The sequence below is a fragment of the Psychromonas ossibalaenae ATCC BAA-1528 genome (assembly GCF_000381745.1).
In the GTDB taxonomy this organism is placed as follows: domain Bacteria; phylum Pseudomonadota; class Gammaproteobacteria; order Enterobacterales; family Psychromonadaceae; genus Psychromonas; species Psychromonas ossibalaenae.
Genome location: NZ_KB906979.1, coordinates 1 through 25818 on the forward strand (window position 1 = coordinate 1; position 25818 = coordinate 25818).

At 41.8% G+C, this 25818-nt stretch carries 23 protein-coding genes; 12 read left to right on the forward strand and 11 right to left on the reverse strand.

Annotation, left to right across the window (positions count from 1 at the left end):
* Positions 1 to 276: IS66 family insertion sequence element accessory protein TnpA (tnpA, locus tag G327_RS24250; RefSeq protein ID WP_019614286.1), on the reverse strand; the 276-nt coding region annotated here is incomplete at its 3' end.
* 59 nt (positions 277 to 335) lie between these two features.
* Here tnpA and G327_RS24255 point away from each other — a divergent pair.
* A complete protein-coding gene (locus G327_RS24255) occupies positions 336 to 788 on the forward strand; it encodes a GNAT family N-acetyltransferase (RefSeq protein ID WP_245542684.1) in 453 nt (150 codons plus the stop codon).
* A 48-nt stretch (positions 789 to 836) separates the two neighbouring features.
* Here the strand turns inward: G327_RS24255 and G327_RS0108250 are convergent, their stop codons facing one another.
* Positions 837 to 2099 carry a multidrug effflux MFS transporter gene (locus tag G327_RS0108250; protein ID WP_019614288.1) on the reverse strand — a complete coding sequence of 421 codons (1263 nt, stop codon included), beginning with the start codon at positions 2097 to 2099 and terminating at the stop codon, positions 837 to 839.
* Positions 2100 to 2169: 70 nt separating this feature from the next.
* Between G327_RS0108250 and G327_RS0108255 the strand changes: the two genes are divergently transcribed.
* The 3 genes from G327_RS0108255 to G327_RS0108265 all read left to right on the forward strand — a co-directional run bounded on the left by G327_RS0108255 (position 2170) and on the right by G327_RS0108265 (position 5309).
* The gene (locus G327_RS0108255) at positions 2170 to 3081 is read left to right on the forward strand and encodes a LysR family transcriptional regulator (protein ID WP_019614289.1); all 912 of its coding nucleotides are present in this window, start codon (positions 2170 to 2172) and stop codon (positions 3079 to 3081) included.
* Between the two features lie 148 nt (positions 3082 to 3229).
* Entirely contained in the window at positions 3230 to 4336 is a 1107-nt protein-coding gene (locus tag G327_RS0108260) for a M20/M25/M40 family metallo-hydrolase (RefSeq protein ID WP_019614290.1), read from the forward strand.
* A gap of 265 nt (positions 4337 to 4601) precedes the next feature.
* Positions 4602 to 5309, forward strand: coding sequence for a DUF2982 domain-containing protein (locus G327_RS0108265; RefSeq protein WP_019614291.1), 708 nt, complete (start codon positions 4602 to 4604; stop codon positions 5307 to 5309).
* Positions 5310 to 5336: 27 nt separating this feature from the next.
* Here the strand turns inward: G327_RS0108265 and G327_RS0108270 are convergent, their stop codons facing one another.
* Positions 5337 to 5885 (reverse strand): sugar O-acetyltransferase, encoded by a 549-nt coding sequence (locus G327_RS0108270; RefSeq protein WP_019614292.1) that lies wholly within the window; start codon positions 5883 to 5885, stop codon positions 5337 to 5339.
* A gap of 198 nt (positions 5886 to 6083) precedes the next feature.
* Here G327_RS0108270 and G327_RS0108280 point away from each other — a divergent pair, with 198 nt between their 5' ends.
* The 5 genes from G327_RS0108280 to G327_RS0108300 all read left to right on the forward strand — a co-directional run bounded on the left by G327_RS0108280 (position 6084) and on the right by G327_RS0108300 (position 13124).
* Positions 6084 to 7139 (forward strand): cysteine synthase A, encoded by a 1056-nt coding sequence (locus G327_RS0108280; RefSeq protein ID WP_019614294.1) that lies wholly within the window; start codon positions 6084 to 6086, stop codon positions 7137 to 7139.
* A gap of 152 nt (positions 7140 to 7291) precedes the next feature.
* A complete protein-coding gene (locus G327_RS0108285; protein ID WP_083938465.1) occupies positions 7292 to 8506 on the forward strand; it encodes a UPF0149 family protein in 1215 nt (404 codons plus the stop codon).
* Positions 8507 to 8808: 302 nt separating this feature from the next.
* Positions 8809 to 11616 carry a response regulator gene (locus tag G327_RS0108290; protein WP_019614296.1) on the forward strand — a complete coding sequence of 936 codons (2808 nt, stop codon included), beginning with the start codon at positions 8809 to 8811 and terminating at the stop codon, positions 11614 to 11616.
* Positions 11609 to 11950: an Hpt domain-containing protein gene (locus G327_RS0108295; protein WP_019614297.1), complete on the forward strand. Its 342-nt coding sequence runs from the start codon at positions 11609 to 11611 to the stop codon at positions 11948 to 11950. The genes G327_RS0108290 and G327_RS0108295 overlap by 8 nt, the downstream gene beginning before the upstream one ends.
* Positions 11943 to 13124 carry a response regulator gene (locus G327_RS0108300; RefSeq protein ID WP_019614298.1) on the forward strand — a complete coding sequence of 394 codons (1182 nt, stop codon included), beginning with the start codon at positions 11943 to 11945 and terminating at the stop codon, positions 13122 to 13124. The genes G327_RS0108295 and G327_RS0108300 overlap by 8 nt, the downstream gene beginning before the upstream one ends.
* A 182-nt stretch (positions 13125 to 13306) precedes the next feature.
* Here G327_RS0108300 and G327_RS24260 read toward each other — a convergent pair whose 3' ends face one another.
* Together G327_RS24260 and G327_RS0108315 are read right to left on the reverse strand one after the other, a co-directional pair.
* Complete coding sequence (locus tag G327_RS24260) at positions 13307 to 15904, reverse strand: glycosyl hydrolase family 18 protein (protein WP_157601042.1); 2598 nt, start codon at positions 15902 to 15904, stop codon at positions 13307 to 13309.
* 680 nt (positions 15905 to 16584) lie between these two features.
* A complete protein-coding gene (locus G327_RS0108315; RefSeq protein WP_019614301.1) occupies positions 16585 to 17205 on the reverse strand; it encodes a LysE/ArgO family amino acid transporter in 621 nt (206 codons plus the stop codon).
* Between the two features lie 96 nt (positions 17206 to 17301).
* On the opposite strand from G327_RS0108315, the gene G327_RS0108320 reads away from it, so the two are divergent.
* Both G327_RS0108320 and G327_RS0108325 read left to right on the forward strand, forming a co-directional pair.
* Positions 17302 to 18201: a LysR family transcriptional regulator ArgP gene (locus tag G327_RS0108320; RefSeq protein WP_019614302.1), complete on the forward strand. Its 900-nt coding sequence runs from the start codon at positions 17302 to 17304 to the stop codon at positions 18199 to 18201.
* Between the two features lie 77 nt (positions 18202 to 18278).
* Complete coding sequence (locus tag G327_RS0108325; protein ID WP_019614303.1) at positions 18279 to 18998, forward strand: DUF3108 domain-containing protein; 720 nt, start codon at positions 18279 to 18281, stop codon at positions 18996 to 18998.
* A 19-nt stretch (positions 18999 to 19017) separates the two neighbouring features.
* On the opposite strand, the gene G327_RS0108330 is transcribed toward G327_RS0108325, so the two are convergent.
* The 6 genes from G327_RS0108330 to G327_RS0108350 all read right to left on the reverse strand — a co-directional run bounded on the left by G327_RS0108330 (position 19018) and on the right by G327_RS0108350 (position 25086).
* Entirely contained in the window at positions 19018 to 20634 is a 1617-nt protein-coding gene (locus tag G327_RS0108330; RefSeq protein ID WP_019614304.1) for a SagB/ThcOx family dehydrogenase, read from the reverse strand.
* A 102-nt stretch (positions 20635 to 20736) separates the two neighbouring features.
* Positions 20737 to 21894 carry a sensor histidine kinase gene (locus G327_RS25625; RefSeq protein WP_342662381.1) on the reverse strand — a complete coding sequence of 386 codons (1158 nt, stop codon included), beginning with the start codon at positions 21892 to 21894 and terminating at the stop codon, positions 20737 to 20739.
* A gap of 162 nt (positions 21895 to 22056) precedes the next feature.
* Positions 22057 to 22215 carry a hypothetical protein gene (locus tag G327_RS27605; protein WP_019614306.1) on the reverse strand — a complete coding sequence of 53 codons (159 nt, stop codon included), beginning with the start codon at positions 22213 to 22215 and terminating at the stop codon, positions 22057 to 22059.
* Positions 22212 to 22958 (reverse strand): response regulator transcription factor, encoded by a 747-nt coding sequence (locus G327_RS0108340; RefSeq protein ID WP_019614307.1) that lies wholly within the window; start codon positions 22956 to 22958, stop codon positions 22212 to 22214. The genes G327_RS27605 and G327_RS0108340 overlap by 4 nt, the downstream gene beginning before the upstream one ends.
* A 127-nt stretch (positions 22959 to 23085) precedes the next feature.
* A complete protein-coding gene (locus G327_RS0108345; protein ID WP_019614308.1) occupies positions 23086 to 23802 on the reverse strand; it encodes a spondin domain-containing protein in 717 nt (238 codons plus the stop codon).
* Between the two features lie 234 nt (positions 23803 to 24036).
* Complete coding sequence (locus G327_RS0108350; protein WP_019614309.1) at positions 24037 to 25086, reverse strand: HD domain-containing phosphohydrolase; 1050 nt, start codon at positions 25084 to 25086, stop codon at positions 24037 to 24039.
* A gap of 589 nt (positions 25087 to 25675) precedes the next feature.
* Here G327_RS0108350 and G327_RS27640 point away from each other — a divergent pair.
* Complete coding sequence (locus G327_RS27640) at positions 25676 to 25813, forward strand: DUF1496 domain-containing protein (RefSeq protein ID WP_019614310.1); 138 nt, start codon at positions 25676 to 25678, stop codon at positions 25811 to 25813.
* Positions 25814 to 25818: the final 5 nt, after the last annotated feature.

Genomic DNA, 25818 nt, shown 5'->3' on the forward strand with positions numbered 1-25818 from the left:
GGCGGCTACCCAGACTGGTGAAACAGTGCCTGGTAATGATAAGGAGGTATTTGAAAAATGCAGTTGAATCGAATTTTTTGAAATCGGAACAGGTGCTGAAGCGGATTGAACTTTAACAAAAGACAGCGCTTCTGAAAGCGTGGTTATTTTGATCCGCCAGTTATAAAAAGACTTGCTGTTAAGGCTGTTATCACGACAAAATTGAGCAACGGTTAAGCCGCTTTCTTGCTGCTCTGTAATTAATTTTGTCCATTTATCTTTAGCTGTCAGTTTCATTCCAATCTCCTCAATATGTTTTAGAGGACTGTAATCAAGTTGGATATGAAATTGAACGTGTGGTTGGCCGGACGTTTACTATTAATAAGTCTGACTACAGTACTCCACAGCTTAAGGCCTGGGCGCCGGACTCCATGGATATGTTTATCTGGAATAAAAGAATGACGGATATTGAGCCTTATATTGCAGAGCTGAACGGTGAAATTGTTGGTTATGCCGATCTGCAGAATGATGGTCTGATCGACCACTTTTTTTGCCATCAGGCTCACCAGAGAGAAGGTATCGGCAGAGCGCTGATGACGCATATTCTAGCGCAGGGTAAACAACAAAAAATAAAACACTATTTTGCTCAAGTCAGTATTACCGCAAAACCATTTTTTGAACACTTTGGTTTTAAGGTGGTAAAACAGCAGCTGGTTGAGGTAAGAGATCAGGAACTGATAAACTATCATATGGAAAAATATGACGAGCAGCTGAGGGGATTACCAGGCCGAAAAGCTGTACTTTTATAGCAAGATAACAGACGGCTGTGACTTTGCCGCCTGCTGTATTTACCCTGGTTATTTTTCAGATGCTGCTAGTACTGCATTATTAACTTTTGCATTTCTTATACGGCTGTGTGTTAATACTGTCGCAATTGCCAGTCCGGTGATTAAATAGAAAATACCCAGGCTAATCTGACTGGTGACCCAGTATTTAATTAAGAAACCGCCTAGAAGGCCTGCAAAGCACATCTGTACCGCTCCGGAAAGTGCTGAAACCGCACCGACCTGCTTAGTGTGCGGCGCAAGCAGTAAACTGATTGAAAGAGGGGTATTTATTCCCTGTGCCGCGGCCAGCAGTGTAAATCCGAAGACTATATTAAATAATGACATCTCATTAAATATCAGCCAGGCGCCGGAAAACATCATAGTTCCGGCAGATATGTAGATAAGCTGACTGGTTGAGATAATTTTAATTAAACGGTTCAATAATAAACTGCCGATTAATAATCCGGCTGAGGGGATAATCATCACTTGACCGTATTCTGCTGCACTTAAATGCAGCCCGTCCTGCAGCAGAAAAGGCAGTAAAGAGACTGACACTAAGCTGGATAAATAACCTATCCAGTTATAACTTGCAGAAGAGATAACCTGGTAGTTACGGGATAAATTCCAGTAACCGCTGAGGGTGTTTTTTATGCTGAACTTTTTAGCCTGGTAAGGCAGGGTTTCCGGCAGTATAAAATAACCCAGGGTGAAAATCGCACACAGATACAGCAGTACCAGGGTGAATACCGACTGCCAACCGAAATGCCAGGCCGTCCAGCCGCCGATAACCGGTGCTAAAATCGGCAGAATTGAAGCTGTCATGGCGATATAAGACATAGCCTGGGTTAACTGCGTGCCGTGATAACTGTCTCGTATTACGCTGCGTCCCAGCACGGAAGCACTGCCGGCACCTAACCCCTGCAGTAAGCGGCCGATTAATAATGCAGTGAAACTCTCTGTCATCAAAAAACACACTAAGGTGCCCAGCAGATAGATGCCTTGTCCCAACAGGAAGACCGGGCGGCGGCCGATGGAATCCGATAAAGGGCCGTAAAGCAGTTGAGAAAGACCAAACCCGAGTAAAAACAGCGTGACCAGAAGCTGTACATCAGCTTGTGATACCGCCAGCTCATGGCTTATTAGCGGTAATGACGGCAGATATATACTGACACCGACCTGCCCGGTTGCAATGATCATCATCGCCAGAGCGAGTGGTATTTTATTAAAGCTAGTTGTTTTTATATTCATAGTGTTAGTGTACATTTGTGCGATATAAATGATAATAACCTGCATAGGAACATCATTGGGTCCCACTGGGACTTAATGATGTCTATTAATATTTCACTTTCAGCGAGGATTACCTATGGACTGGATGCTTTGTGTCCGCAGCTATATCAAAGTGGTTGAAGAGGGCAGTTTTAACGGCGCTGCTTATCAGCTTAATACCAGCGGATCTGCTGTCAGTAAACGCATAAACTGGCTTGAGGAAAGGGTCGGAGTGCAGCTGCTGAAACGAACGACTCGCTCAATTGATCAGACCGAAGCAGGTCAGTTGTTTTACCAGCGTTCCCGGCTGCAGCTGGATCAGTGGCAGTCATTAGTCGATGAAGCGCGCTCTATTCACCAGACTCCGGCCGGCATACTTAAAATAGGCGCAACAATTGCTGTTGGTTCAAAATTTATCGTTAAATATCTTGATGAGTTTTTACGGGCTTATCCAAAAATAAAAGTACAGCTGCAGACGACGCTGCCGGGTCAGATGCCGGAGAATTATGTTGATGTATTTATCAGCCGCGAGCTTGAACAGCTTAACAGCCACAGCTACAAATCAGTTTCACTCTTCGAAAATCATGCGGAATTTTTCGCTTCGCCCAGTTATCTGCAAAAATATGGTATACCCGGCAGCACCTGTGATTTAGAGCATCATAATATGCTGATCTGGGGAGAAAGGCCTGTTAGGGAAGTTAAACTATCCACCGGGAAGCGTATTACTTTAAGGGGGAATTTTGCAACAACTAATCCGGAAGCACTTTTTTACGGGGCTAAATGCGGGATGGGTATTCTCCTGGCCAGCCGAAAGATGCTGGAAGATGTGATTGAGTCGGGTGAACTGGTCCAGGTACTGCCGGAAATCACTGCCGATCACCGTTCGGTTTGTGCTTATTATCCGACGCTTGAATATGAGCACACGCGCACCCAGGTATTTATAAAGTATTTAAAAGAAAAGCTCCATGATGAACAGAGCGATCTTTCTGCTCCGCAGCTGCCGAATTAAGCAGTCAGCACCGCGGTCTTTAAAATCAAAATGTTAGTAATGTAAATATTGCCGGCTTTGTGTGCACAAGAACGCTTTTTTTGACCTGCTCTAGGTAAGCAGAGGAAAATTGCGTTACAGTTATTTTTTTTGTTATTAAGAGAAATTTATGAACAGAATTAATCAGGAACGACTAATCAGCCACTTTATTGAACTTGTTAAGATCAACAGTGAGTCTGGAAACGAAAAAGAGATTGCACAAATTTTAGCTTCCCAGTTATTTGAGCTTGGTTTTGAAGTTGAGCAGCTTGCGGTCCCCGCTGAGATATCTAACGGATTTAATCTTTATGCCCGTCTGCAGGGGACTTTACCAGACAGTATTTTACTCAGCTGTCATATGGATACGGTATCGCCGGGCAAAGAGATACAGCCGCAGATTATCGATGGTGTGATTAGTTCGAAAGGCGATACTATTTTAGGCGGAGATGACAAGTCCGGCATTGCTGCGATTATGGAAGCTGTTCGCTGTCTGCTGGCAGATAAACAGGCTCATAAAACCATTGAACTGGCTTTTACGGTTTATGAAGAAGGCGGGCTTCTCGGCTCACAGCATTTTGATATGTCGCGCATAGAATCTAAACAGGCAATTGTTTTAGATTCCGGAGGCCCAATTGGTACGATTATCACCTTGGCTCCAGGACAGCAGAGTCTGAAAATAAACATTACCGGAAAACCTGCACATGCAGGTCTAGCCCCGGAAGAGGGTATTAATGCGTTAACGGTTGCATCCGACGCTATCTCACAAATGAAGCTTTCGCGAATTGATCATGAAACAACGGCTAATATTGGTTTTGTTAAAGGCGGCGGTGCGACAAATATTGTAATGCCGGATCTCTATCTGGAAGCTGAAGCCCGCTCTCTTGATGATCAAAAGTTAAAAGCTCAGGTTGAGCATATGGTGGATTTATTTGAACAGACAGCAGCAAAGCATGGCGCAGCTATAGTGATAGAATCCAACCGTTCATATGATGCCTACCGTATTGCTGAAAATGATCCGCTGCTTAGTGCTGTTAAAGCTGCATTTACTGCTAACGATGTTGAAGCACTTCCGAAATCCACAGGCGGCGGCAGCGATGCCAATATCTTTAATGCAAAAGGGCTTAAGACCGTTAATTTATCGACGGGAATGGCAAAAGTACATACCACTGAAGAATACATTACAGTTTCTGATATGACTTCTATTACTGAGTTTCTTTACACCTACCTCAGCAGCTGATTATCTACGCCATTAAGCTTTATGGTGAGGGGGATAAAGACTTCTCACCAACTATTACAAAAGCACTATTGTGTTGTGTTAAAAAATTACTTCTGTTAGTCCGTGCGGCTATATCCCAATAAATTCACTAGCGAGATTGCAAAGTTACTCCTACAATTTATATAACCCTATAATATTCGGGCAAAATAATTTGCTGTTATTTTGATATAACACCGAATCAGGGCATTTTCATTTAGCAAAGGAAAGCTTGTGAGGAGGATATATTATGTCGGAAGGAACAGCGGAAAAGGTTATTAAGGTAAGGCCTAAGTCAAAACGTAATGAACAATTTCTGGTATGTTTAGGAGGTGTATTACTTATTTTCAGTATGATATTCGACCTGCTAGTGTGGGATTTAAGTCAAATTCAGTTAATATTACTCTCATTGGCATGTCTATTGGTGTCTTTCATCGGTGTTGTTAAAATTTTAGAACCGCAGATCAGTTATTTTATCTATCCTGAAAAAATCGTTTATGTACACCGCTCTGGTTACTGGCTGCTGCCTTGGCAGGATATTCTTCGTGTTGGGGATGTCAAAGCGGATATTGAAGGTGAGCATAAAGAACTGCCTTACTTAGGTATAAAGTTGAAAAATCTGGAAAATATCGCGCAGAATATTTCTCCTAGGCTGGCTAATAAACTGCTCCATGAACAGCAGGAGTTATTAAATTTAGCCGCGAAAAATGAGGAGATTACATTCGATGACTGTTTAGTCAACTTTGATCCCTATGTCCTTAATGATGTAACCTACCAAGGACCGGTTGCGGCCTGGCTGCATAGGAGCGAACAGCTAGCCACGGCCTATGGTTATCATCTGTTTTTACCGGACAGCAGCTTAGATAGGGACATGAGTGACTTTTTAAGTTTATTGAAAGAATGTCTGGAATATTGTCGTTATCATCCTAGTTTTGTTTCCGGACATATGCAGGATTAGCACAAGTTCAAGTTGTTCAGCTGGTTTTTACGGCACTGTTTTAATTAATTTTGCCGGGTTACCAGCTACAACTGTTTTGGCCGCAACATCTTTAGTGACTACCGAACCCGCTCCTATAACAGCTTCATCGCCAATTGTAATGCCGGGCAAAATGACAGCGCCGCCGCCTACCCAGACTCGTCTTCCAAGGTGAATCGCTTTTGCCGTTTCCATTCCTTGTACCCGCCTGTCAGCATTAAGCGGATGGTCCGAGGTATAAAACTGTACATTAGGCCCTATCATTGTCTGTTCACCAATATAAATGGGCGCATTATCCTGCAGGGTGACATTGCTGTTGATAAAGACCTGTTCAGCAAGATGAATATGCACGCCATAACTGACATAGAAGGGCAGTGACACAATCGCGCTGGGAGATTTGTGCGGCAGCAGCTGCGGATCAATAATAGCCTCGAGCGATTGGTTGACTTGTCGATTCAGACGCTGCTGTCTGCTGCGTAACTCTGCTATTTCTGCATCAAGGCAGTTATATTCTTGACCGGAAATCATTTTCTGATAATTGTTTGTTGATGTTGTCATTGTTTTCCCTTAACAAAAAGTTTATATAATGCCTGCGAAAGGTGAAGCAAAGCAAGTAAATAACGACTACTTATTTCTGCCTGAGCTTATTTCTTTCCTTAAGGCATTACCAGCAGATACTAAGGTGGTAACAGGCTTGATTTAAAACTGTATCCGCCTAGTATTTATTATATTGTTTTCAATTTAGGTGTATGAATTATGCATTGTTCCTCAATATCAAAAAACGTCACTGAATTGATCGGTAATACCGATCTGTTACGTATCAACAGCCTTTCTGATTTAAGCGGCTGCGAAATTTTATTGAAGTGTGAACAGCAGAATCCCGGTGGATCTATTAAAGACCGGGCCGCTCTGCAGATGGTCAAAGACGCTGTTCACAGTGGGAAACTGACGCCGGGAATGACCATAGTTGAGGGTACTGCGGGTAATACAGGTATCGGTCTGGCACTGGTTGCCAAAGCGATGGGATTTAAAATGTTAGCGGTTATGCCCAGGGGACAGGCGCCTGAAAAAGAGCAGATGCTTGCTTTATATGATGCGCAGCTGATGCTGGTGGACGCTTGTCCATTTGCTAATCCTAATCATTTTTACCATACAGCCAGACGGCTTGGTGAAGAAAATAATAATTACTGGTGGGCAGATCAGTTTGAAAATATCAGTAACAGTAAGGCACATTATGAAAACACCGGCCCGGAAATCTGGCTGCAGACAGAAGGCAGAATAGATGCATTAGTATCCGTGGTAGGAACGGGCGGCACGATTGCCGGAAATTCACGTTATTTATCAGAAAAACATCATGCCCTGCAGACCTGGCTGATTGATCCTGAAGGCTCTGGAATTTACTCTTACCTTAAAAATGGTCAATATGTCAGCAGCGGCAGTTCTTTCACTGAAGGGATCGGTATTATGCGCAGTGTGGAGAATTTTCGCGAAGCGAGAATTGATCATGCAGTTAGTCTTCCTGATCAGGATCTGGTTACTATCGCCCGTCATCTTCGCGAGATTGATGGTCTTGTTTTAGGCAGCAGTTCGGCGCTCAATGCAGCCGGCGCATTATACGCGGCGGCAAAAATGGGGGCGGGTAAAACCATTGTGACTTTCTGCTGTGATCTAGCTGAGCGCTCCTCGTCAAAACTCTATAATAAACAGTTTCTGACTGAAAAAGGCATTAGTGAAAAAGGTGAGTCTCTGGCGGAGATGTTTGCCCGCTATCAGAATGAACCTGAAACTAATGTTGTAAATGTTGATCATTAACAAATAGTCAGGAACAGAAATACTATAAAGCAGCACTGTTATGTCAACGACACTTTTACAGCATGTTTGTGTGGTTTATTAATAGAGACTTGATAAAGTATGATCAAAAAGAGTAAGCTTGCTTTTTTTTCAAGAATCGACAATTTATTATTATGATCTCACCACAAAAAGCGCGTCTTCAAACGATTAAGTTTTCCAGTTTCAGCTCATTAAAGCCAGACTATTATTTTATTCAAGGTTATTTCATGGGTTTAGCATGCTCACCAGAACTGATAGTCCCGTCGCTCTGGATGGAAGATTTGTTCGGCGATATCGTGCTGGACAATGAAGAACAGATGCAGGCTGTACTGCAGATTTACACATCACAAATGGATGATGTAATGGAGATGAAAATTAAGCTCCCTGCAAAGTGCGTACTTTCTAAAACTGATTTTAAATCTTCGTTATCACCTGAATCTGCGCTGCCCAGCTGGTGCTTAGGCATGATTAAGTCGCTTAATTTTATCGATGTACAGTTGTTATCTGCTCGACATAAAGATGATTTATTAGTCATCAAAGAAACACTGACTGCTTTTACCAGTATAAAAAATGCTAAACATATTTTTTCTAAACAAAATGATGATTATGAGTTGGCAGGGCATCGTATGAAGCGCTTATTAACGACTTTAATTGCTGATTTCATTCATGAAATGCGTTTTGCAGGCGAAGATGAAGGCGCACAGGAAGAAGAAAGCAAAGTTGACGAACAGGCCTTTAGGGAAATTACCCAGATTATCATGCATCAAAGTGATGATAATGCCTGCCGCCTGCTTGAGGAGATGATTTCCTTTCAAGCTGCACAACTTGGGCCTGATTTTGAAAAAAACAATCTGGGCCAGATGTGGCTTAACCCTGAAATCCGCCCTTACATGGTATTAAGAGCACGACGTGCGCAGATAAATTTTGAAAAAGGATTGATCGATCCGGCTATTAAGGAACTGCAGGAACTTATTGAATTAAATCCGAATGATAATCAGGCGAATCGTTATCCACTGGTCAATTATTTAATTATTAAACAGCGCTGGTCAGAAGTTGAAGGGCTGCTTAATCTCTATGAAGAAAGAAGTACCTTTATGCTGGCGGCACAAGCTCTGATGTTATTTGCCCAGTCAGGAGACAGTAAAGAGTCAAAACAGATCAAGAGACAACTTAAAAAATCCAATAAACACCTTGAAAAATACCTTACTGGTCAGAGTAAAATTCCCAAGCAGGTACCTCAGGCTTATCAGAGCGGAGATAAAAGCGAAGCACTTACCTATATTAACCTCGCAGGTAAAGAAACCTGGCGGGCAGTAGACGGCGCACTATTCTGGTTAAGACGTAAATAGCATTACTGTATTTTTATACTTTTATTACGGGTGAGTATAACTCTCACTCGCAGCCTGCTTCTGTTAACAAATCAAACCGCTTCACTTTGCTTTATCTAAAGACATAACGCATTTATCCTGAAAAAATTTACTCCTATAGACAAACAGGCAGTTGTAAACCCCTTGATGCTTTGTGCTGAAAATACTTAAAACAAATTGGTGTCACAAAACTATACTGATAGTTCAGTTGGATATAATGCTATTTTTCAAAGAGATACTATTATTTATCCATAAGCAATTTGACAGCAAGGATGAAAAGGGCAATGACCAGTCAATGTGGATTTGATCTAACACCATACCCGATATTAGTCTGCGACAGTCAGGGCAATATTGTTACTGTAAATGCCGCTTTTGTTGAGCAGTTTAATATTGCTGTAGATGGATTGATCGGACGAAAAGTACAAAGTTTATTGTCCTTTCCTGAAAAAACTGCAGTTGAGTCTGCAGTTTATTTTTTAAAGCTGCTTATAAATAATCAACATAGCTATGCATTTTTATTACTTGAAGAGAGAAAGAAACAGAGTGTCTATCTGAGTATAAAAGAAAACCCGCAGACAGAAGATGAGTATTGTCTTTTATTCAATAAAGTTAATGTCCAGACTGTACCGCAGAATATTACTGAAAATAAATTAAAACTGCTCAATCAGTCAGTTAGAAGTGCGGGTATAGGTACTTGGGAATATATGCCGCAGACGAACTTTTTATACTTTTCTCTTAAATTAAAAGAGCTAATCGGTCTTGATGCCGATAAGCCGCCTGTATGGGATGATCTGGTAAACAAAGCTGCAGTTTCTGATCAGGCAAAGTTTAACGCATTTGATATAAACAAAGTTAGCGCTGGTGAACGAATTGACTTTGAATTCCGGGTTAAAGTTGATCAAAAGGACAAATGGTTTGAATTAAAAAGTGAGGTTTCTCTATCTGATAACGGACACTTTCTTTTTGTCGGCTCTTTACATGACAGTACTAAGTCAAAGCAAGTTTTATTAGCATTGAAAAATGTGATTGAAGAAAAAAACTTAGCTTTTGAGGCTGGTAAAATAGGTACCTGGCGGGCGGAAAAAAATAAGCTGGCAGAGTGGATCTGGGACTGGGATACACAGGCAAATAATATGTTTGCATTGAAAGCTGAAGATACAGGAAATTTAGATAAATGGTCACAACGTATTCACCCGGATGACGTAGATATTGTATTTAAAGCGATTCAGGATTCTTTAAATACGGGTAGGGCGTTTGAACAGGAATTTCGAGCAGTACTTCCTAACGGGCAGTTCAAATACTTTTTAGGAAAAGGCAAAGTCAGCAAAGATCTGTTTGGTAAAAACAGTAGAATCGACGGTGTTTTTTTTGATCATACGGCACTTAACAGTATTCAGACAGAGTTAAAAAAAATAAACAGTGAATTAGAAAAGCGTGTTTCTATGCGTACTAAAGAGCTGCAGCAGGCAAAAGAACGAGCGGAAAATGCAAGTCAGACTAAAACTGAATTTTTGTCTATGATGAGTCATGAATTGAGAACTCCCATGAATGCGGTGATAGGCTCTTTAGACTTACTGGCATTATCGAAACAGTCCCTTGAGTCAATGGATCTTATTGAGACAGCGAGCACTTCGGCAACAAATCTTATCTATATTTTAAATGATATTCTGGATATCGGGAAAATTGAAGCAGGAAAAATGCAGTTAGAACAGCGTGATTTTTCTGTTGCTGAAGTAGTTGATAACGTTGTGCAGTTATTTCTGCCGACAGCCAGTAGTAAGTCTATTCAATTCGATGTTGAAGAGGATCCCAGATTACCTAAGTTACTCGAAGGTGATGCAGTAAGGGTAAGACAGTTATTATTTAATCTACTTGGCAATGCCTTTAAATTTACCGAGTCGACCAAGGATAAACCCGGCATTGTTACACTGCGGACTAAAGTCATTGAAACTAACGGTATCATTTATCAGGTGTTGTTTACCGTAACGGATAACGGCATAGGTATTGATAAACCAACCCAGAAAAAATTATTTTTACCTTTTACTCAGGCACAGCTTTCTACGACAAGAAAATACGGTGGAACAGGTTTGGGTTTAGCTATCTGCTGGAAGCTTACCTGTTTAATGGGGGGGACAGTGTCCTTAGACAGTAGTCTGGGACATGGAGCGACATTTGGTATTGAAATTCCATTCTGGCGATCTAAAGGAAAAACGGAACCGCTGCCTTGTCTGCAGAATAAAAGTATTGCAGTGACCCATTTCCATGATCAGCATGTTATGCATGAAACAATATTAGCGCACCTGAGCTGTGAATATGCCGAGGTTGAGCAGGTTGATATTAGTGCCGTTGCAGATGCGTTAAAGAATTTTGATGTTGTGTTGTTATTGATGGATGCAGATAAAAATCAGCTGGATGAGCTGCAGTATATTTATCAGACGAATGAAACTGTAGATAACTTACTGGTGGCTGTCCCGCGGGCGTTAATAAAGAGTATTAGACTATCAATACCTGACTGTCCTATTTTACCCATTATGCCGATGACAAAAATGCAGCTGCTGATTTTAACTCAAAAGCTGCTGGATAATAAAACTTCCTTGGAACTTGATGATATTACAATGGATGATTTAGACCTGGGTTTAGATTTAGATTTAGATTTAGATTTAGACCTGGACTTAGAATCAGACCTGGTTATTAACAGCCTCCCAGAACAACTGCCGTCCGATGTGCTGATTGTAGAAGATAATCCATTAAATCAAAAATTAATCGTAAAGCAGCTTTCAACATTAGGTTATCAGTGTGATCTGGCAGAAGATGGTCTGCAGGGCATAGAGAAGTGGCAGGCTAATGAATATAAGGTGATCTTAACGGATTGCCATATGCCCAATCTTGACGGGTATAATATGGCAAAGCGTATACGTGAGATAGAAAAAACACAAAGCAGAGCTGAAATTCCAATTATTGCTATCACAGGAGCCGCTATGGCTGGTGATGCAGAATATTGTTACTCAACAGGAATGAATGATTTTGTTAGTAAACCGGTAGTACTTAAAGATCTTAAAAAGGTGATGACCAGGTGGTATGTAAATGGCTGAATCGAGAAAAGTATTAAACCGTAATGTGATGATCGATCTGATTGGTGATGACCGAGAGAGTATTCGTCAGTTTGAAATAGATTTTTTAAAGCAGGCAAAAATATCACTTATTAAAATCGCCTCACTGTACAATGAAAAAAATCTAGCTGCTGTCAAAGAAGAGGCACATTTTCTAAAAACTTCAGCCAAAGCTGTGGGTGCAGAACAGGCTGCGGATTTTCTGGAAGCCTTGGAGCATGCTGCTTTAGAAAATAATAAAGAAAAAAGCAAACAGAAAATCTTACAGATAAAAGAGTCACTGTTACTGGTGCATAAAGAGGTGAAAAATGGCTAACCGTTCTAAAATAGCTTGCCGCGATCCAGAAGTTATTATGATTTATGAAAATGAAGAGGATGTGTTAGGCGTTGCCACTATCATTGCTGAGCAGGTCGAAGAATACCGGACTCTGCCGGTAAACAGTAAAATCGGTCTGATTATAAATAAATGTAAACCAGCCGTTATACTACTGGCATTAAGCTCGATTGAAAGAAATATCGAACTGTATAACCAGATTATTGAGAATAAGTGCCTGGATTACCCTCACCATAGTGTTCTGTTATGTAACAATCGTGAATCAGCTGCGGCATTCCGGTGCTGTTTAAAAGGGTTGTTTGACGATTATTTTGTTTATCAGCCTTTATACGAAAAGTTAAGATTAAAAATGATTGTTCATAATGGACTGCAGTCCAGCCAGACATCGACCAGATACGCGGGGATCAATGACGAAGAACTTGAGAATATTGGCGAGAATTTATCGTCTTTAATTGATCAGAGCGGCGAATGCAGGCAGTCTTTATTAGGTTCGATCTCTTCCTGCAAAGAAGTCATCAATTCTCCGGATTCAGTCGAGCCTGATGATGTTTCTAGAGCTATTTTGGCGAAAATAAATAAAAGTCATATCGAACCGATGCTGGCTGACCTGGAAAGCAGTATAAGAGAGAATTTAGACAGCCTTATCGGACAGTTATTAGCGCAGAAAAACGGCTTATCCACTTTTGAAAGCCGTGTGGCTATGATAAACGACATGTCCGATTCAAATCCTAATCAAAGAGCAGCGAGGCTGCAAAAAGAGTTAGCAGAGCCGCCGTTACGAGGAAGAGAAAGAATACTCGTGGTCGAAGACAATGTTTTATACCGCGATATGCTGGTGAAAGTATTAAATAATGAGAATTTTGTTGTTGATGTAGCCGATGACGGTTTAAGTGCACTTAAAAAAATTAAAAAGAATTGTTATGAACTTATATTGATGGATCTGTTTATGCCCCAATTAGACGGCATCAATACAACCAAGCAAATTAAAGCGGTAACAGGCGGGAAAAGTTTACCTGTTATTGCATTAACCGGTAATAAAAATAAAGAATTGATTAAAAAATGGGCTGAGCAAGGGCTTAATGGGTATCTTTTAAAACCTTCCAATAAAACTGAAATTCTTAAAGCAGTGAATAAAGTGCTGGATAAAAAGAAATGAACCCCATTATCAGCAGAGTCTGCTTATCAGAAGGCATTAATCAGACTAGTTGTGTGAATGCAGAAGCCGCCTTTGTGATGTTTGTCTGCGCTGGCAATGGGTGCCTAAGATGAAAAGGTAAAAAAGCCGGATGTTAATATTAACTTCCGGCTTTGAGAGGTTTTATTTAACTTTTAAGAGAGTTATTTTACCCAAGCATCTTCCCAGCCGTTACCTGACTCAGGTTGTCTTTGGCCACACCAGCCTGCTACGTCACATGTGTAAATTTCAGAAGAGAAATTGCTCTGAACTTTATCGCCTGCTGAGTAGCCGCCGGCTAGTTCCCAGAAAGGTATCTCAGGATTAACCTGCTGGATTTCTACAAATGGAGTCCAGGCGCTGCTGCTGTTACTACCTTCAGGTTCCCAGGTAGCTTGTGTACACCAGCTAGGTTGTGTACTTGAGAACAGGTTATTAGAAGTACGACTTTGCACTACATCACCTAGAGCATATGTGGTACCTTCAGCCCATACTGGGTATTCGGTATTTTCTTCAGGAGTTTCTTCAGCTTCTTCAATTTCTTCAGGAAGCTCTGAATTTTCATTGTTGAACGTGTAAGTCACTCTATCTGTACGTGATACACCGGCTTGATCTGTTACAGTCAGTTTAAATACCATTGTACCGTTGTCAGCAAGGCTTGCATCATCATCTAAGATAATTTTTGCCGTTGCTCTAGTAACATTACGAAGTTTAACCGCATTCTTTTTCATACCTTTGGTTGTTCCTTTCGCCCATTGGTATGTAAGCTCTTCACCTTTTTTACTAACAGTAGAGCCAGTGCCGTCAAGAAAGGCTGTTGTTCCTACAACAAACTGCATTGTCTGATCTTCACCTGCATCAGCACGAGTTCTATTTGTTGGAGCTGGCTCTTCAGTTCCCTCGCTTGGGTCTTCAGTACCTTCACTTGGGTCTTCAGTACCAGTGCCTGGCTCTTCAGTACCTTCACTTGGGTCTTCAGTTCCCTCACCCGGGTTAGGAAGCTCAGCTACGTATCCGTCCAAACCTTCATGCATTGCATTGAGAATATCACCGTTATCCGCATCGATTTCCCATGAGAATAAACCTTCAAGATCCAGTTTTCGAACGTAATCGCCTTTAGCTATAACCGAACGTTGGTCATCATAAGTGATCAATTCACCCGTTGAACGATTCCAAACCCACGGCGCATTCGCTTCTGCATCGTAACCGTATTCAAAGCCGTTAATACCAGTACCGTCTTCACCCAGCATGTTTGTTTTGATGCCTTTGTAGTCGATTGTACCAGGTTCCCAGACTCCGATAGCTGGTGTTCCCTGCAGTTTGCCATTACCTACACCGGTAAATGGGTCGGAAGAGTCTGTCAGGCTTGACGGCATAACACCAGACCAGCCGCGTCCGTAGGCCGCTACACCAACAACTAGCTGGTTAGCAGGGAGACCTTGTGCAAGTAATAAATTAATACCGTTTTCAAGTGTGTAGGCTGGGCCTTCAAATTCTGCACCGATGCCCTCACATTGACCTTCAGCCATGTAGGTACCACAGGAAATGGCGGTCTGGTGACCAAGTACATTATCCCAGGCACCGTAAAAGTCGTAACTCATAGCAAAAATGTAATCCATGTACTGGACTGCTTCACCATAATCTACATCTTCAATTTTGTCATAACCAACACCGATAGCGGATGTTAGTTCATAATCTCTATTGTTTTCTCGTTCCAGGTCATCAAGCATAACGCGTAATTCACGCATTAATGCAATGTAAGTAGGCCCATCTTTATCCGGATCGCCTAAGTCTGGGTTGGCACCGCCGCCGCCCGGGAATTCCCAGTCGATATCAACACCGTCATAGAATTTCCAGGTATTTAGAAATTCTTTAACCGAAGCAACAAAAGTGTCACGATTATTCTTATCAGTGAAATCAGCAAAAGGATCAGATAGAGTCCAGCCGCCGATAGAAGGCAGTATTTTAAGGTCTGGATTACGCTGTTTAAGCGCCATCATCATGCCGTAGTTTCCCTTAATAGGGCTATTGTAGTCCTGGCCGGCATGCTCGAAGTTTTTTTGGTATGCAGCCCATGGATCATGAACGACTACTTCGTAATCTTCTGATCCGACACAGGCATCAGTTAAGGCTTTATGACTGTCACCTAGTGGTTTTAATGATTCGTTAGGGCCACAAATAGGAATAAAGCCGTAAAGAATATGGGTCAGGTTATCTGCTGGAATATTATCAACCGTATAATCACGACCATAAATACCCCATTCAACAAAGTAAGTGCCTACGACCGTGTCTTTATTTGTTGTGTAAGATTTATTATTTGGATCAATATCCATCGGCAGCGGATCTAAGTGGGAACCGTCAGTATCAGCGATGATCAAGTCATGCGTCTTACTGATACTACAACCTGCACTATTACATGTCTGAACTTGTAAGTCGTATTTGCCGCCTTCTGAATACTCAAAGACTGCAGTTGTTTTGCTGCCATGAACAGAACCGGAATCAACTACATTACCGTCAAATAAAATGTTATAAGAATCAGTAGCTTCACCGCTATAAAGATTAAACTGAATAGATATTTCAGCCTCATCCTGGTATTGAACCATTGCTTTGTAACCCCGGCCAGGTGTTCCATTAGTGTCTAGAATTACCTTAGAGAATTGTAAGTTACTTGACTCCCATACCGAGATGCTTGGTTCATTAGGTGCTTTGTCTGCTGCACTTGCTGTGCAGGCAAAGCTCAGCAGAATTGCTGACGTTAATATGTTTTTTTCATTATAGTTTTCCTAATAGTCTTCCTAGTAATTGTTATATTAATTTCATATAAAGGCATTTACGTCGAATTGCAGAATACCTGCAGTGAAAATGCTTACAGCCATTGCTATCTGTACAACAGCATTTCACCCTGCATGGGAAATTGAAATCACCGTAAGGTTGAAAAGACGTTGCATGTAACAATAAAATCACAAAAAGCTTATGGCATAGCAATGGTTTACTGGTTTTATGAGCCCGTCGTTGCCTTGTTTATAGAAATTAAGCGCGATAATAAAGAAAATAACGAAAGAATAAAATGATTATTTGTATGTGTTTCATATGGAAAGCTAAGTTAAAACAGACGGTTACGATAATCGCCCTTAAATATCAATAACCTTGGCACCTAATGAGGGGTACCCCCTTCGGGGTGTTTATTTTACCTCGTATTGTTGGTGCGATCTGCATCACTCTTTTTTGTTGGGCGCCCCCCTGATATAAGGCCATAAGTGAATAATCTGACTAAGAAAGCTTGAGTATGCTAATAATATTCAGCTAATTGACAATTTAATCAAAGCGGGAGCTCAGAATAAATATATCCAGAAATTGATATATTTATATCAAAGTAACAAAACAATCGAGACTACAATTTAGAGTCAATAACGCACAGCGTAAAATAAATTAAGATATAGAGTTAATGAGCTAACCAGCTTCTGAATAACGACCAGGCAATAAAAAACATGATGACGGCAACGATCAAATCAATAGCCCGTTTGGTATTTTTTCTGCTCAGTTGTTTAGATAGTTTAGCGGCACCGACTGCCAGCGTATAAAACCATACAATCGATGCCGACATGACACCAAGCATAAAATATATCTTACTGCTTCCTTGATATTGTCCGCCGACACTGCCGATGATCATGACCGTATCAATATAAACATGCGGGTTTAAGAAAGTAACCAGTAAACAGGTGATTAAAACTATCTTCAGCGGCTTTTTAACCGCAGTCTGCTCGCGGTTTTGTGCTGTCTGTTGAAGTGCTGACTTTATTGACAGTGATGCATAAGTGCATAAAAAGATAATGCCGCCCCAGGTCAGCAGATTAAACATCAGCGCGCTGCCGGTTAACAGTAAACTGCCGCCGGCTACACCCAGTATTATTAATAAGATGTCACACAAAGCAAAAAGAGTCGCGGCTGCTATATGATGATTTCTATTTATTCCCTGATTCAACATCATTGCATTCTGACTGCCTATAGGCAGGATCATGCTGATCCCTAATGCAAAACCTTTGGCTGCTAATACTAAACTCATTATATCTCATTGTTTTTATACCTAAGAAGCAAAGATTTTGCATCGACGAATTGAATAAGTATAATTAATATTTTTTATCGCAGATAAGGTGTGCTTATGCAGGGGTTTGATTATAAATTATTAGCCGCGTTAAATGCTGTGATTGAACAGCAGAGTTTTGAACTTGGCGCCGAAAAACTCTGCATCAGCCAGCCGGCAGTTTCACAACGTATTAAAAGTCTGGAGGAAAAGCTCGGCCAGCCGGTTGTTATTCGCGGTCAGCCACTAACAGTAACTCCTGCTGGAGAAAAGCTGTTAAGCCACTATAAAATGGTGCAGCAGCTTGAGAGTGATTTACTGCCGAGTTTATCTTCTGATGCGCCGAGCAAACCGATTAAAGTATCACTCGCGGTGAATGCTGACAGTATTGCGACCTGGTTTATCGATGCGATGTCGCCAATTTTAAAAAACAATCTGGTAGAGATGAACCTGCTGATTGCAAGCGGTGAACATACGCTGGACAAATTGCGTTCAGGTCAGGCTATCGGCGGCGTAACTAATGTGCAGAAACCTTTACCCGGGTACCATTCTTTTAAACTGGGTGAAATGAATTATATTCTGGTGGCCTCTAAAGAGTTTAAAAATAAGTATTTCAGCAAAGGTGTCAGTAAAGCCAGTTTAAAAATGGCGCCGGGCATCACCTATGACCAGAAGGATAATATGCATCTGCACTTTATCGGCAAACATTTTGAACTCGATTCCAGCGAGTATTACTGTCATAGAGTCAGCTCATCTGAAGCGTTTGTTGATCTGGCCAAACGCGGCCTGGCTTATTGTTTAATTCCACAGCTGCAGATAGAAAATGAACTGGCAAACGATGAATTAATTAATCTCTGCCCGCAGCAGCAGCTGATTGAAACCTTGTACTGGCACAGCTGGATTTTAGTTAAAGGCGTAAATAAGCAGATCTCTCAGGAAATAGTGCGTTACGGACGACAGGTTTTACAAAACGAATAACAGCATAGGAGCGCATCAATTTTAAAATTTCCTATACTTCTAACTATTGTTGTATGCAGAAAATGTAAGGTGTTAATTTGTTTTATAAAAGCTTAATTCTTCTATTGTTTTTATCACTTAACAGCAGTCTGCTGTCGGCGCTGCATGGCCCGCAGTCTGCACCTGTAAAGCAGCGTTATACCTACGATCTTTTTTACAAAAAAATAACCGTAGGAGAAATAATCCGGGAGTTACAGTATGAGGGAGAAAAAATCACTGCTGATACTCGCGCGGATTTATCTTTTTTGTATATCTATTTTGGTGGTAATCAGCTTTCTGAAATGTACTGGGATAAAAACTCGCAGATGTTTTTAAGTAAAAGTTTTCAACGAAACAGTGTTGGATTTTCTCGTGTCAGTATGACGGCCGAATTTTTTAAAGACGGACATCAAAGCACGATACTGCGGAATGGCAAGCGCCGGACCTTTTTAAATGAGCAAGACAAAATCATCGATTTTAATACGCTTTTTGTGCAGATCAGTGAAGGCCTTAAAGCCGGCAAGACACATTTCGAGTTTTACATGCAGACATCAGACTCCGTGGAACACTATTTTTTCGAAGTAACCGCTAAAGAAAAAATAGACAGCAGTTTTGGTAAACTGGATACATATCGTCTGCAGCAGACGGGAAAAAATGACCGCACGCTTATCGCCTGGTTTGCACCACAGATTGATTATCAGATGGTGAAGTTTATTTATAAACGCAAAATTCTGGATATTCGCGGCGAATTACGTGAACAGTCAAAAGTTGATTTGTAAGCTGTTTCGCTGGTAAAAGTTAGATTTTACGCTGTAAATGCCAGTAGGGAGCTTTAGTCTGCAGGCGTGGATCATCCCGCTGTTTACCGACTGTAAAGTGGTACAGATCCTGCCACTGTTGATCTTTTAATCCCAGCAGCTCATGCATCTGGTCATCAAAAAAACAGCCTATGCCGGTACCCCGCATTGAAAAAGCTTCAGCTTCTAAATACAGCAGCTGGCCGAGCAGACCACACTCCCAGAATAAACGTGCATACATACTCGGGGTATTGCTCAGAAGCTTATCAAAACGGGCGATCATTGCCAGGCTGTAGGCACTGTCTGATGCAATTGCCTGCTGGCAGCTGATCTCCCGCGCCTGCTGTCGAAAATCACCTTTCTTTAATAAGAATAATGGAACTCCAGCCTGCACCTCCTGCCAGAGAAAATTTCTATCGCACTGCTCCTGCAGCTGTGTTAAGTGTAAAGGGCTGCGTACCAGCATATATAACCCCGGTTCCAGCCCTTGTACAGCATGAACAAAAACAGCAAAATGCACTTCAGAGGCATGGGGATAAATATCAAGAGGGCAAGTTTGTGTTGTCAGGGTTTTTGCTAAACTGTGAATAAAAACAGCCAGGGTTATGTGACTACTGTTGAGCTCATATTCTTGTGCACTGCGTCTTTTTCTAATAATGGTTTCTGCGCTATAGCTGGATTGTATTTTATCTTGCTGAACGCTAGTTAACGGCTGCTGCAGCTCCAGCTCTTCAGCATATGATCGCGCAGCCAGCTGCACTGAGTGGATAATTGTCCAGTCAATATGCTCTTCACTAAGACGGTTTGGCGGATAGGGGTAATCAGGTGTGTTCTGAGCGGCAAACCATGCTGTGATTTTTTCTATATGCGGCTTCTTAGTACTGATCCAGCAGAGACAGGCTCCATGCTCTGCTTCGCTATTGTGCCTGTCTCTGTTTTCTAGTCCCAGGAAATGATCCAGGCAGTGTTCGTCGACCTGCGGGAGCATAGTCATTTTCCAGCCGTTAAGCTGACAGGCATAACGAAGCGAGCCTAAAGCATGGCCGAGATCAAGCTGACAGTAACGGTACGCTCTTTCCCCGTATTTCCAGGCTTCTCTCCAGGCAATAGAGGTTAAAATCAGTGCAAAACCATCAAGTGTTTTAAAACACTCTGCCTGCTCTGTGTTCAATAATGCCGTTTCTTCAAGCACATGTAAGTAGGGCTGATAATGACAGACAGATGCTTTTTGTTGAGCGCACTCAGGTAAGACGAGATAACATTCACTAGGGTGAAGGTTGCCGCTTGATGGATTCATTCTTAATGCCCATTGCGTATCGCCATACTTTTTCCATGCGGACAGTCCCATGCCAAGTTCAAGCATAATGGCGATAGTGTTTAATGAAACTTCAGCTGCTGGTACAAGATCTGCCTGGTACAGCGTCTGATAAGACAGGCTGCGCTCCTGCTGTTGTAACGGCAGCTTAATCTGCGGAGCCCCTAAATAGTCGCGAAAAGGTGCGGGTTGATTCTGCCAGTCCATATATCCGGATGAACGTGCGGGGTGATCCGGGAAGTGCTTAGTTTCCTGATGATAATGTTTCACTATACTGCAGCGTTGACTGTGCGCATCTTTCATTTTATTTATCTCGAGGGTTAGACAAAAAGAAGTGTATAACGGGCGCTAGCTTAACAGCATAGCAGCCCCGGCTTAAAGTGCACAGGTACAAGCGTTTTAAGATTAACGGCAGCGGTTAAGATTGAAGCTGAAGGTGGTACCATGCCCTAATTCACTGCTTACACGAATTTCAGATTTCAACAGGCTTAACAGTTTATGGGTGATGGCCAGCCCTAAACCGCTATGTTCTTTTTGATCATTCACTGCGTTGCTGGCACGATATCTTGGATCAAAAACATAGGCTAATTCTGCCGCATTAATACCGCTGCCGTTATCGATTACCTGCAGTTTAAGCTGGTTAACGGTTTGTTCAGAAACTTTAATAATAATTTTTCCATTTTCAGCGGTATGACGAACAGCATTTTCAAGCAGATTAGTTAATACTCTCTCCAGCTTACCAATATCGGAATAGACATTAAATGTACATTGTTCAGGCTGCACACTTAAGCTGATGTTTTTTTCGCCTGCTTTGTATGAAAATTTGGCTGCAATATCATGCAGCAGTTCGCCCAAAGGAAAGCTTTCGAGATTAAGAGTGACCTGTTCGTCCTGCAGGTGAGCTAACTCAAATATCTGCTCGACAAGTTTATTTAACTGGCTGGCGTTTTTAAAAGCAATATCAATAAAGCGCTGCTGCTGCTGCTCGGACAGATCGCGGCCTTTTAATTTTACTGTTTCAAGGTAACCCTGCAGTGAAGCAAGCGGGGTTCTTAAATCATGCGATAAATGCATTAATAATTCGCGTCTTTGTTTATCGCTGCTCTGCAGCTGTGCCAATTGATAATTTATCTGCTCTGCCATCTCGTTAAATGCCGAGCCTAATTCATGTACTTCATTATGTGCGGCAGAGGGCCAGTCATTAAGCTGTAGTTTTGATTTTTCAAATCCGGCAATACGAAAAGCACGCATACTGCTGCTGAGTTTTTGTAACGGCAAAGTTAGAAAACGTAATAAACCAAGCAAAACGAAAAAAAAGAAAATAACCGCACCCAGCAGCAGACCAATGGACTGAGACAGATGCTGGTTAGACTGAATATCTGAAAAAATCGAGTCGTAAATTTCACCTCGGATGATGATATATAAATAAGTCTGCAGTTTATCGCCGTTGTACACGGCTGAAGCTGAAAATATTTTTTGCCCTTCATGGTTTCTTGGATCGTCACCGTAGATTGGTAATGAGCGGCTGCGAGAAATGAAGGCGTTTAACGGTTCGAGATCCACTTTTTGCCGTTTAACTTTATCAGGCTCAGCGGAGTAACTGATTATTTTTCCTTTACTATCGAGAAGATAAAATTCAAAGCTGGGGCCAAGAATCATCAAACTGTGAAACAGGTTTTTTAATGCATCATGGTCATAGAGCCCTTCTTTTAATAGTGGATTATCCTAGGCAAGGTGATCTGCAATAGAAAGGTGCAGACGCTGCTCTGCTTCGTTACGTGATAACTGTTCAAGGTTTTCTGACCACCAGATAAATAGTCCGGTAATCAAGATAAATATAATAACGAGAGATAACGACAGTCTTTGGTATAAAGTTACTTTCATTTAGCTGTACCTTCGGGGTTAAATTTATAACCTACCCCGAATACTGTTTGGATAATCGGAGTGACTGCTTCGCTTAAAGGTGCTTTTGTATCCGCTGACAGTTTGTTACGCAGCCGGTTGATATGAGAATTAACCGTGTGTTCATAACCACTATGCTGATAACCCCATACCTGCTCAAGTAACTGCGTGCGTGAAAATACCTGATTAGGATGGCGGGCCATAAAACTTAATAAATCAAATTCGGTTGAGGTAAGGTCTAATATTTTTGTATTTAAAAGTGCCTGATGACTGCGCAGGTCAATCTTCAGCCTGCCGCTGCGGATAACGGTATCGTCCGGGCTGTGTTTATTGTCATTACTGCGGCTTTTTTCTAATAGATGCACCCGCCGTAATAAAGCATGTACTCTTGCCTGAAGTTCACGAATACTGAAAGGTTTAGTCATGTAGTCGTCAGCTCCTACTTCTAGACCGACTACCCGGTCTATTTCAGAGGTACGTGAAGTTAACATGAGTATTGCCTGCTCTGGTTTACTCTGTCGTACTTGTCTGCAGATATCCAGGCCGCTGCAGCCGGGCAGGGTGATGTCTAATATCAGCAGAGAATAATCACTGTCGACAGCCATAGCCAGACCGCTGTCACCGTTTTCACACAGCTCAACATGCATATTAAGGTCCTGCATATGTACTTTAATCAGTTCGGCGATGTCCTGATCATCTTCAACAATCAGTATAGAGTCCTGCATAGTTTTCCCTGTTTAGCATTTCAGGTGCCAATACATCTTAGGTTTCTAATATCATAGAAGCGGGCAGAGCTGTTTGCCAGGCCTGCCCTGATTTGTCCAATAGTCTTTTATTTATTGCTCGTGATACTCAGTGTTTTTTGCCCGATACGGTTACTGTTACTTTAGCAACAGGGTTTATCCAGCGGTGTACACGTTTGTCCAGATCGCTTTGCCCTGCGTTGAGCAGATCATCGCCAACTATGCCTCGATGGATATGAACTTTGCCGTTACTCTGCGGGTCGCTGATTCCTGTGCCGTTAACCCCTGCATCCCCGCCTGGTGCAGCCGGAATTCCCGGAACACCCGGAGCGCCGCCGGCTCCGCCGACAATCAGTTCATCATTTGCTTCTGTACCGGCATCATAAGCATTCAGCAAGATGGTATAAGTGCCGTTTTTTCTGGGTATTTTCCAGCTGTCTAAACCAACAAAGCCGTCATTAGTCGGCAGCATCATAGCGGCAAGCGACAAGTATCTGTTGCCTTTAGCTGCTGATAAAGTAAAGCTGCTGCTTGCAGATCCGCTTAATAAACCTGCCGCAGGATTTTCGACTAAATCCGCGCCGGCAGCTGCAAGAGTGCCGCTGACACCTGAAATGTCACCGCCTTCTGCGAGAGCCTGAAGCTCAGCTGATGCGTCGGACGCGCTAGTAAAAATATTGGTGCCGCCGTTATGTGCCGCGGCAATAATCGGTGTGAAATAAACGCCGTAGGTGAGGTTGGTTATAGTGATGTCGAGATCTTTAGCACCGGCACTTATGCTGAATAAGCTGATTAATCCGGCAGCTGCTAGTTGTTTGGTATTCATTGTGAACTCCTTGTGTTGTCTGACAACAGTCAACAGTATAAACAGCACAAATAACGGAGTTATCACTGAGTTATTACAATTTAGTTGAGAAGACGTTTTTTTTGCGGCAGCTGAAAAATAAGAAGTGCATGAGTTTTAGAATCGTTTTGCCCCAGGCTGCTGATTATTAGACAGCAAAATGACTCAGTAAATGATGCAGCTGCCGCTGTTTTCCTCCAGGGGATGCGTGTAAATTTAATCAGCCAGGCGTTTACTTATTTCAATAATACTGGATATGTTTTCTTGGAAAACAGTCACTAATGCCGGATCAAAGGCATGACCTGAGGAGGCTGAAATATAATTAACCGCTTCTTCGACGGGCCAGGCCTCCTTGTAAGATCTCTGTGTTGTCAGTGCATCAAATACATCAGCGATGGCTGTAATACGTCCCTCAATGGGAATCGACTCGCCCCGCAGTTTAGACGGGTAGCCTTTTCCATCCCAGCGTTCGTGGTGGGAAAGAGCAATAACTCTGGCCATCTGCACTATATCTGAGTCATTACTGCCGATCAGCGCTTCCGCGAAAATAGTATGCTTGTCCATTATTAAGCGCTCGGCTTTGTCTAGTTTACCGGCTTTTAGCAGAATCTTATCAGGTATACCTATTTTACCAATATCATGTAGTGGCGCTGTCTGCTCAATCATATTAACCAGTTCTGCGGGCAGCCCGTAACCTTCGGCTAATATGCGCGCATATTTCCCTACTCGAATTACATGTTTGCCGGTGTCGTCATCTTTTAACTCACCTGCTACAGCAAGGCTGTGCAGTAAGGAATGAATTGATTTATTTAACTGCTTTGTCCGCAGTTGTATTTTTTGTTCCAGTATTTGATTATATTTCTCATGCAGCAGGTAACTCACACGGATTTTAAGTAAGTTTTTTACTCTTAAGATGACTTCTACTTGATCAACGGGTTTATTAATAAAATCATTGGCACCGCATTCTAAAGCGTGGTTTCTTGTTTCTAAACCGGTTGTACCGGTAATTATGATAATCGGCAGTTGATCAGATTCATAGGTTTTTCTGACCTGCTGCATTACCTCAAAGCCGTTGAGATGGGGCATTTCCAGATCCAGTAAGATCAAGTCAATTCTCTGCTCTGCCAGGGTCGCTGCAATTTCTCTCGGATCAGTAAGGGTAACAACACCCGCACTAATTTCACTTTCAACCAGTTTAGTTAGAATTAGAACATTGGTGATTGAATCATCACAAATTAGAATATTCAGATCTTCAAAATTATCCATTTTATTTGTACTCTTCTGTCGGATAAGATGATTAGTTTTTGCTTTTTTACAACAACTTATAATCAAACGTAGCACTATCTTTTTTAAATAAAAGGCACCATTTATCTGCCTTCATATCAGATTATAGTCAACATAAAGTGTTTTATAATATATTGTTGTCACAAATGGTTGATGGTGAGTGATTTGTTATTTTTACATTAACGTTAGGGACGAGGTAGAGAAGGTTACGCACTGCAAAATATGCTTTGATCTGCGCTGTTTTAAAGGTTAATAAACAAAAAAATCAGCTGATTTTCCAAGCTTGAATGTGCTTTATCGTAGCTTTTAGGTAAGAGTAACGAAGTCGTGCTGCTGTTGCTTTTGGATTAATTAAAGCATCATATTAAGCCCGGTATAAGCACTGCATTATCAGCTATACTAACAAAGCTTTATCTTGCCTGTGCAGGGGTTGCCGCTGTTGTTCACGCTAAGGAATGTTTATTATGAATCAAGTAAATCTATTGCTAACGTCGGTGCACAAGTTCCTGAAATGAAAAATTCGCCTATTGCTGTTGATACTGATGATGAATTTTAAGTACTCAGGCAGGAGGTGGAAGAACAGCCCTGTTGTTATTTTAATAATGTTAGTTATGCAGATGGAAGTTATGTGCACAGCGGTACAGATGTACTGGTGTGCAGTAAGGGGCTGTGGATATACCAGAGCAGCAGTGATATTGATAACCCCTGATCTTT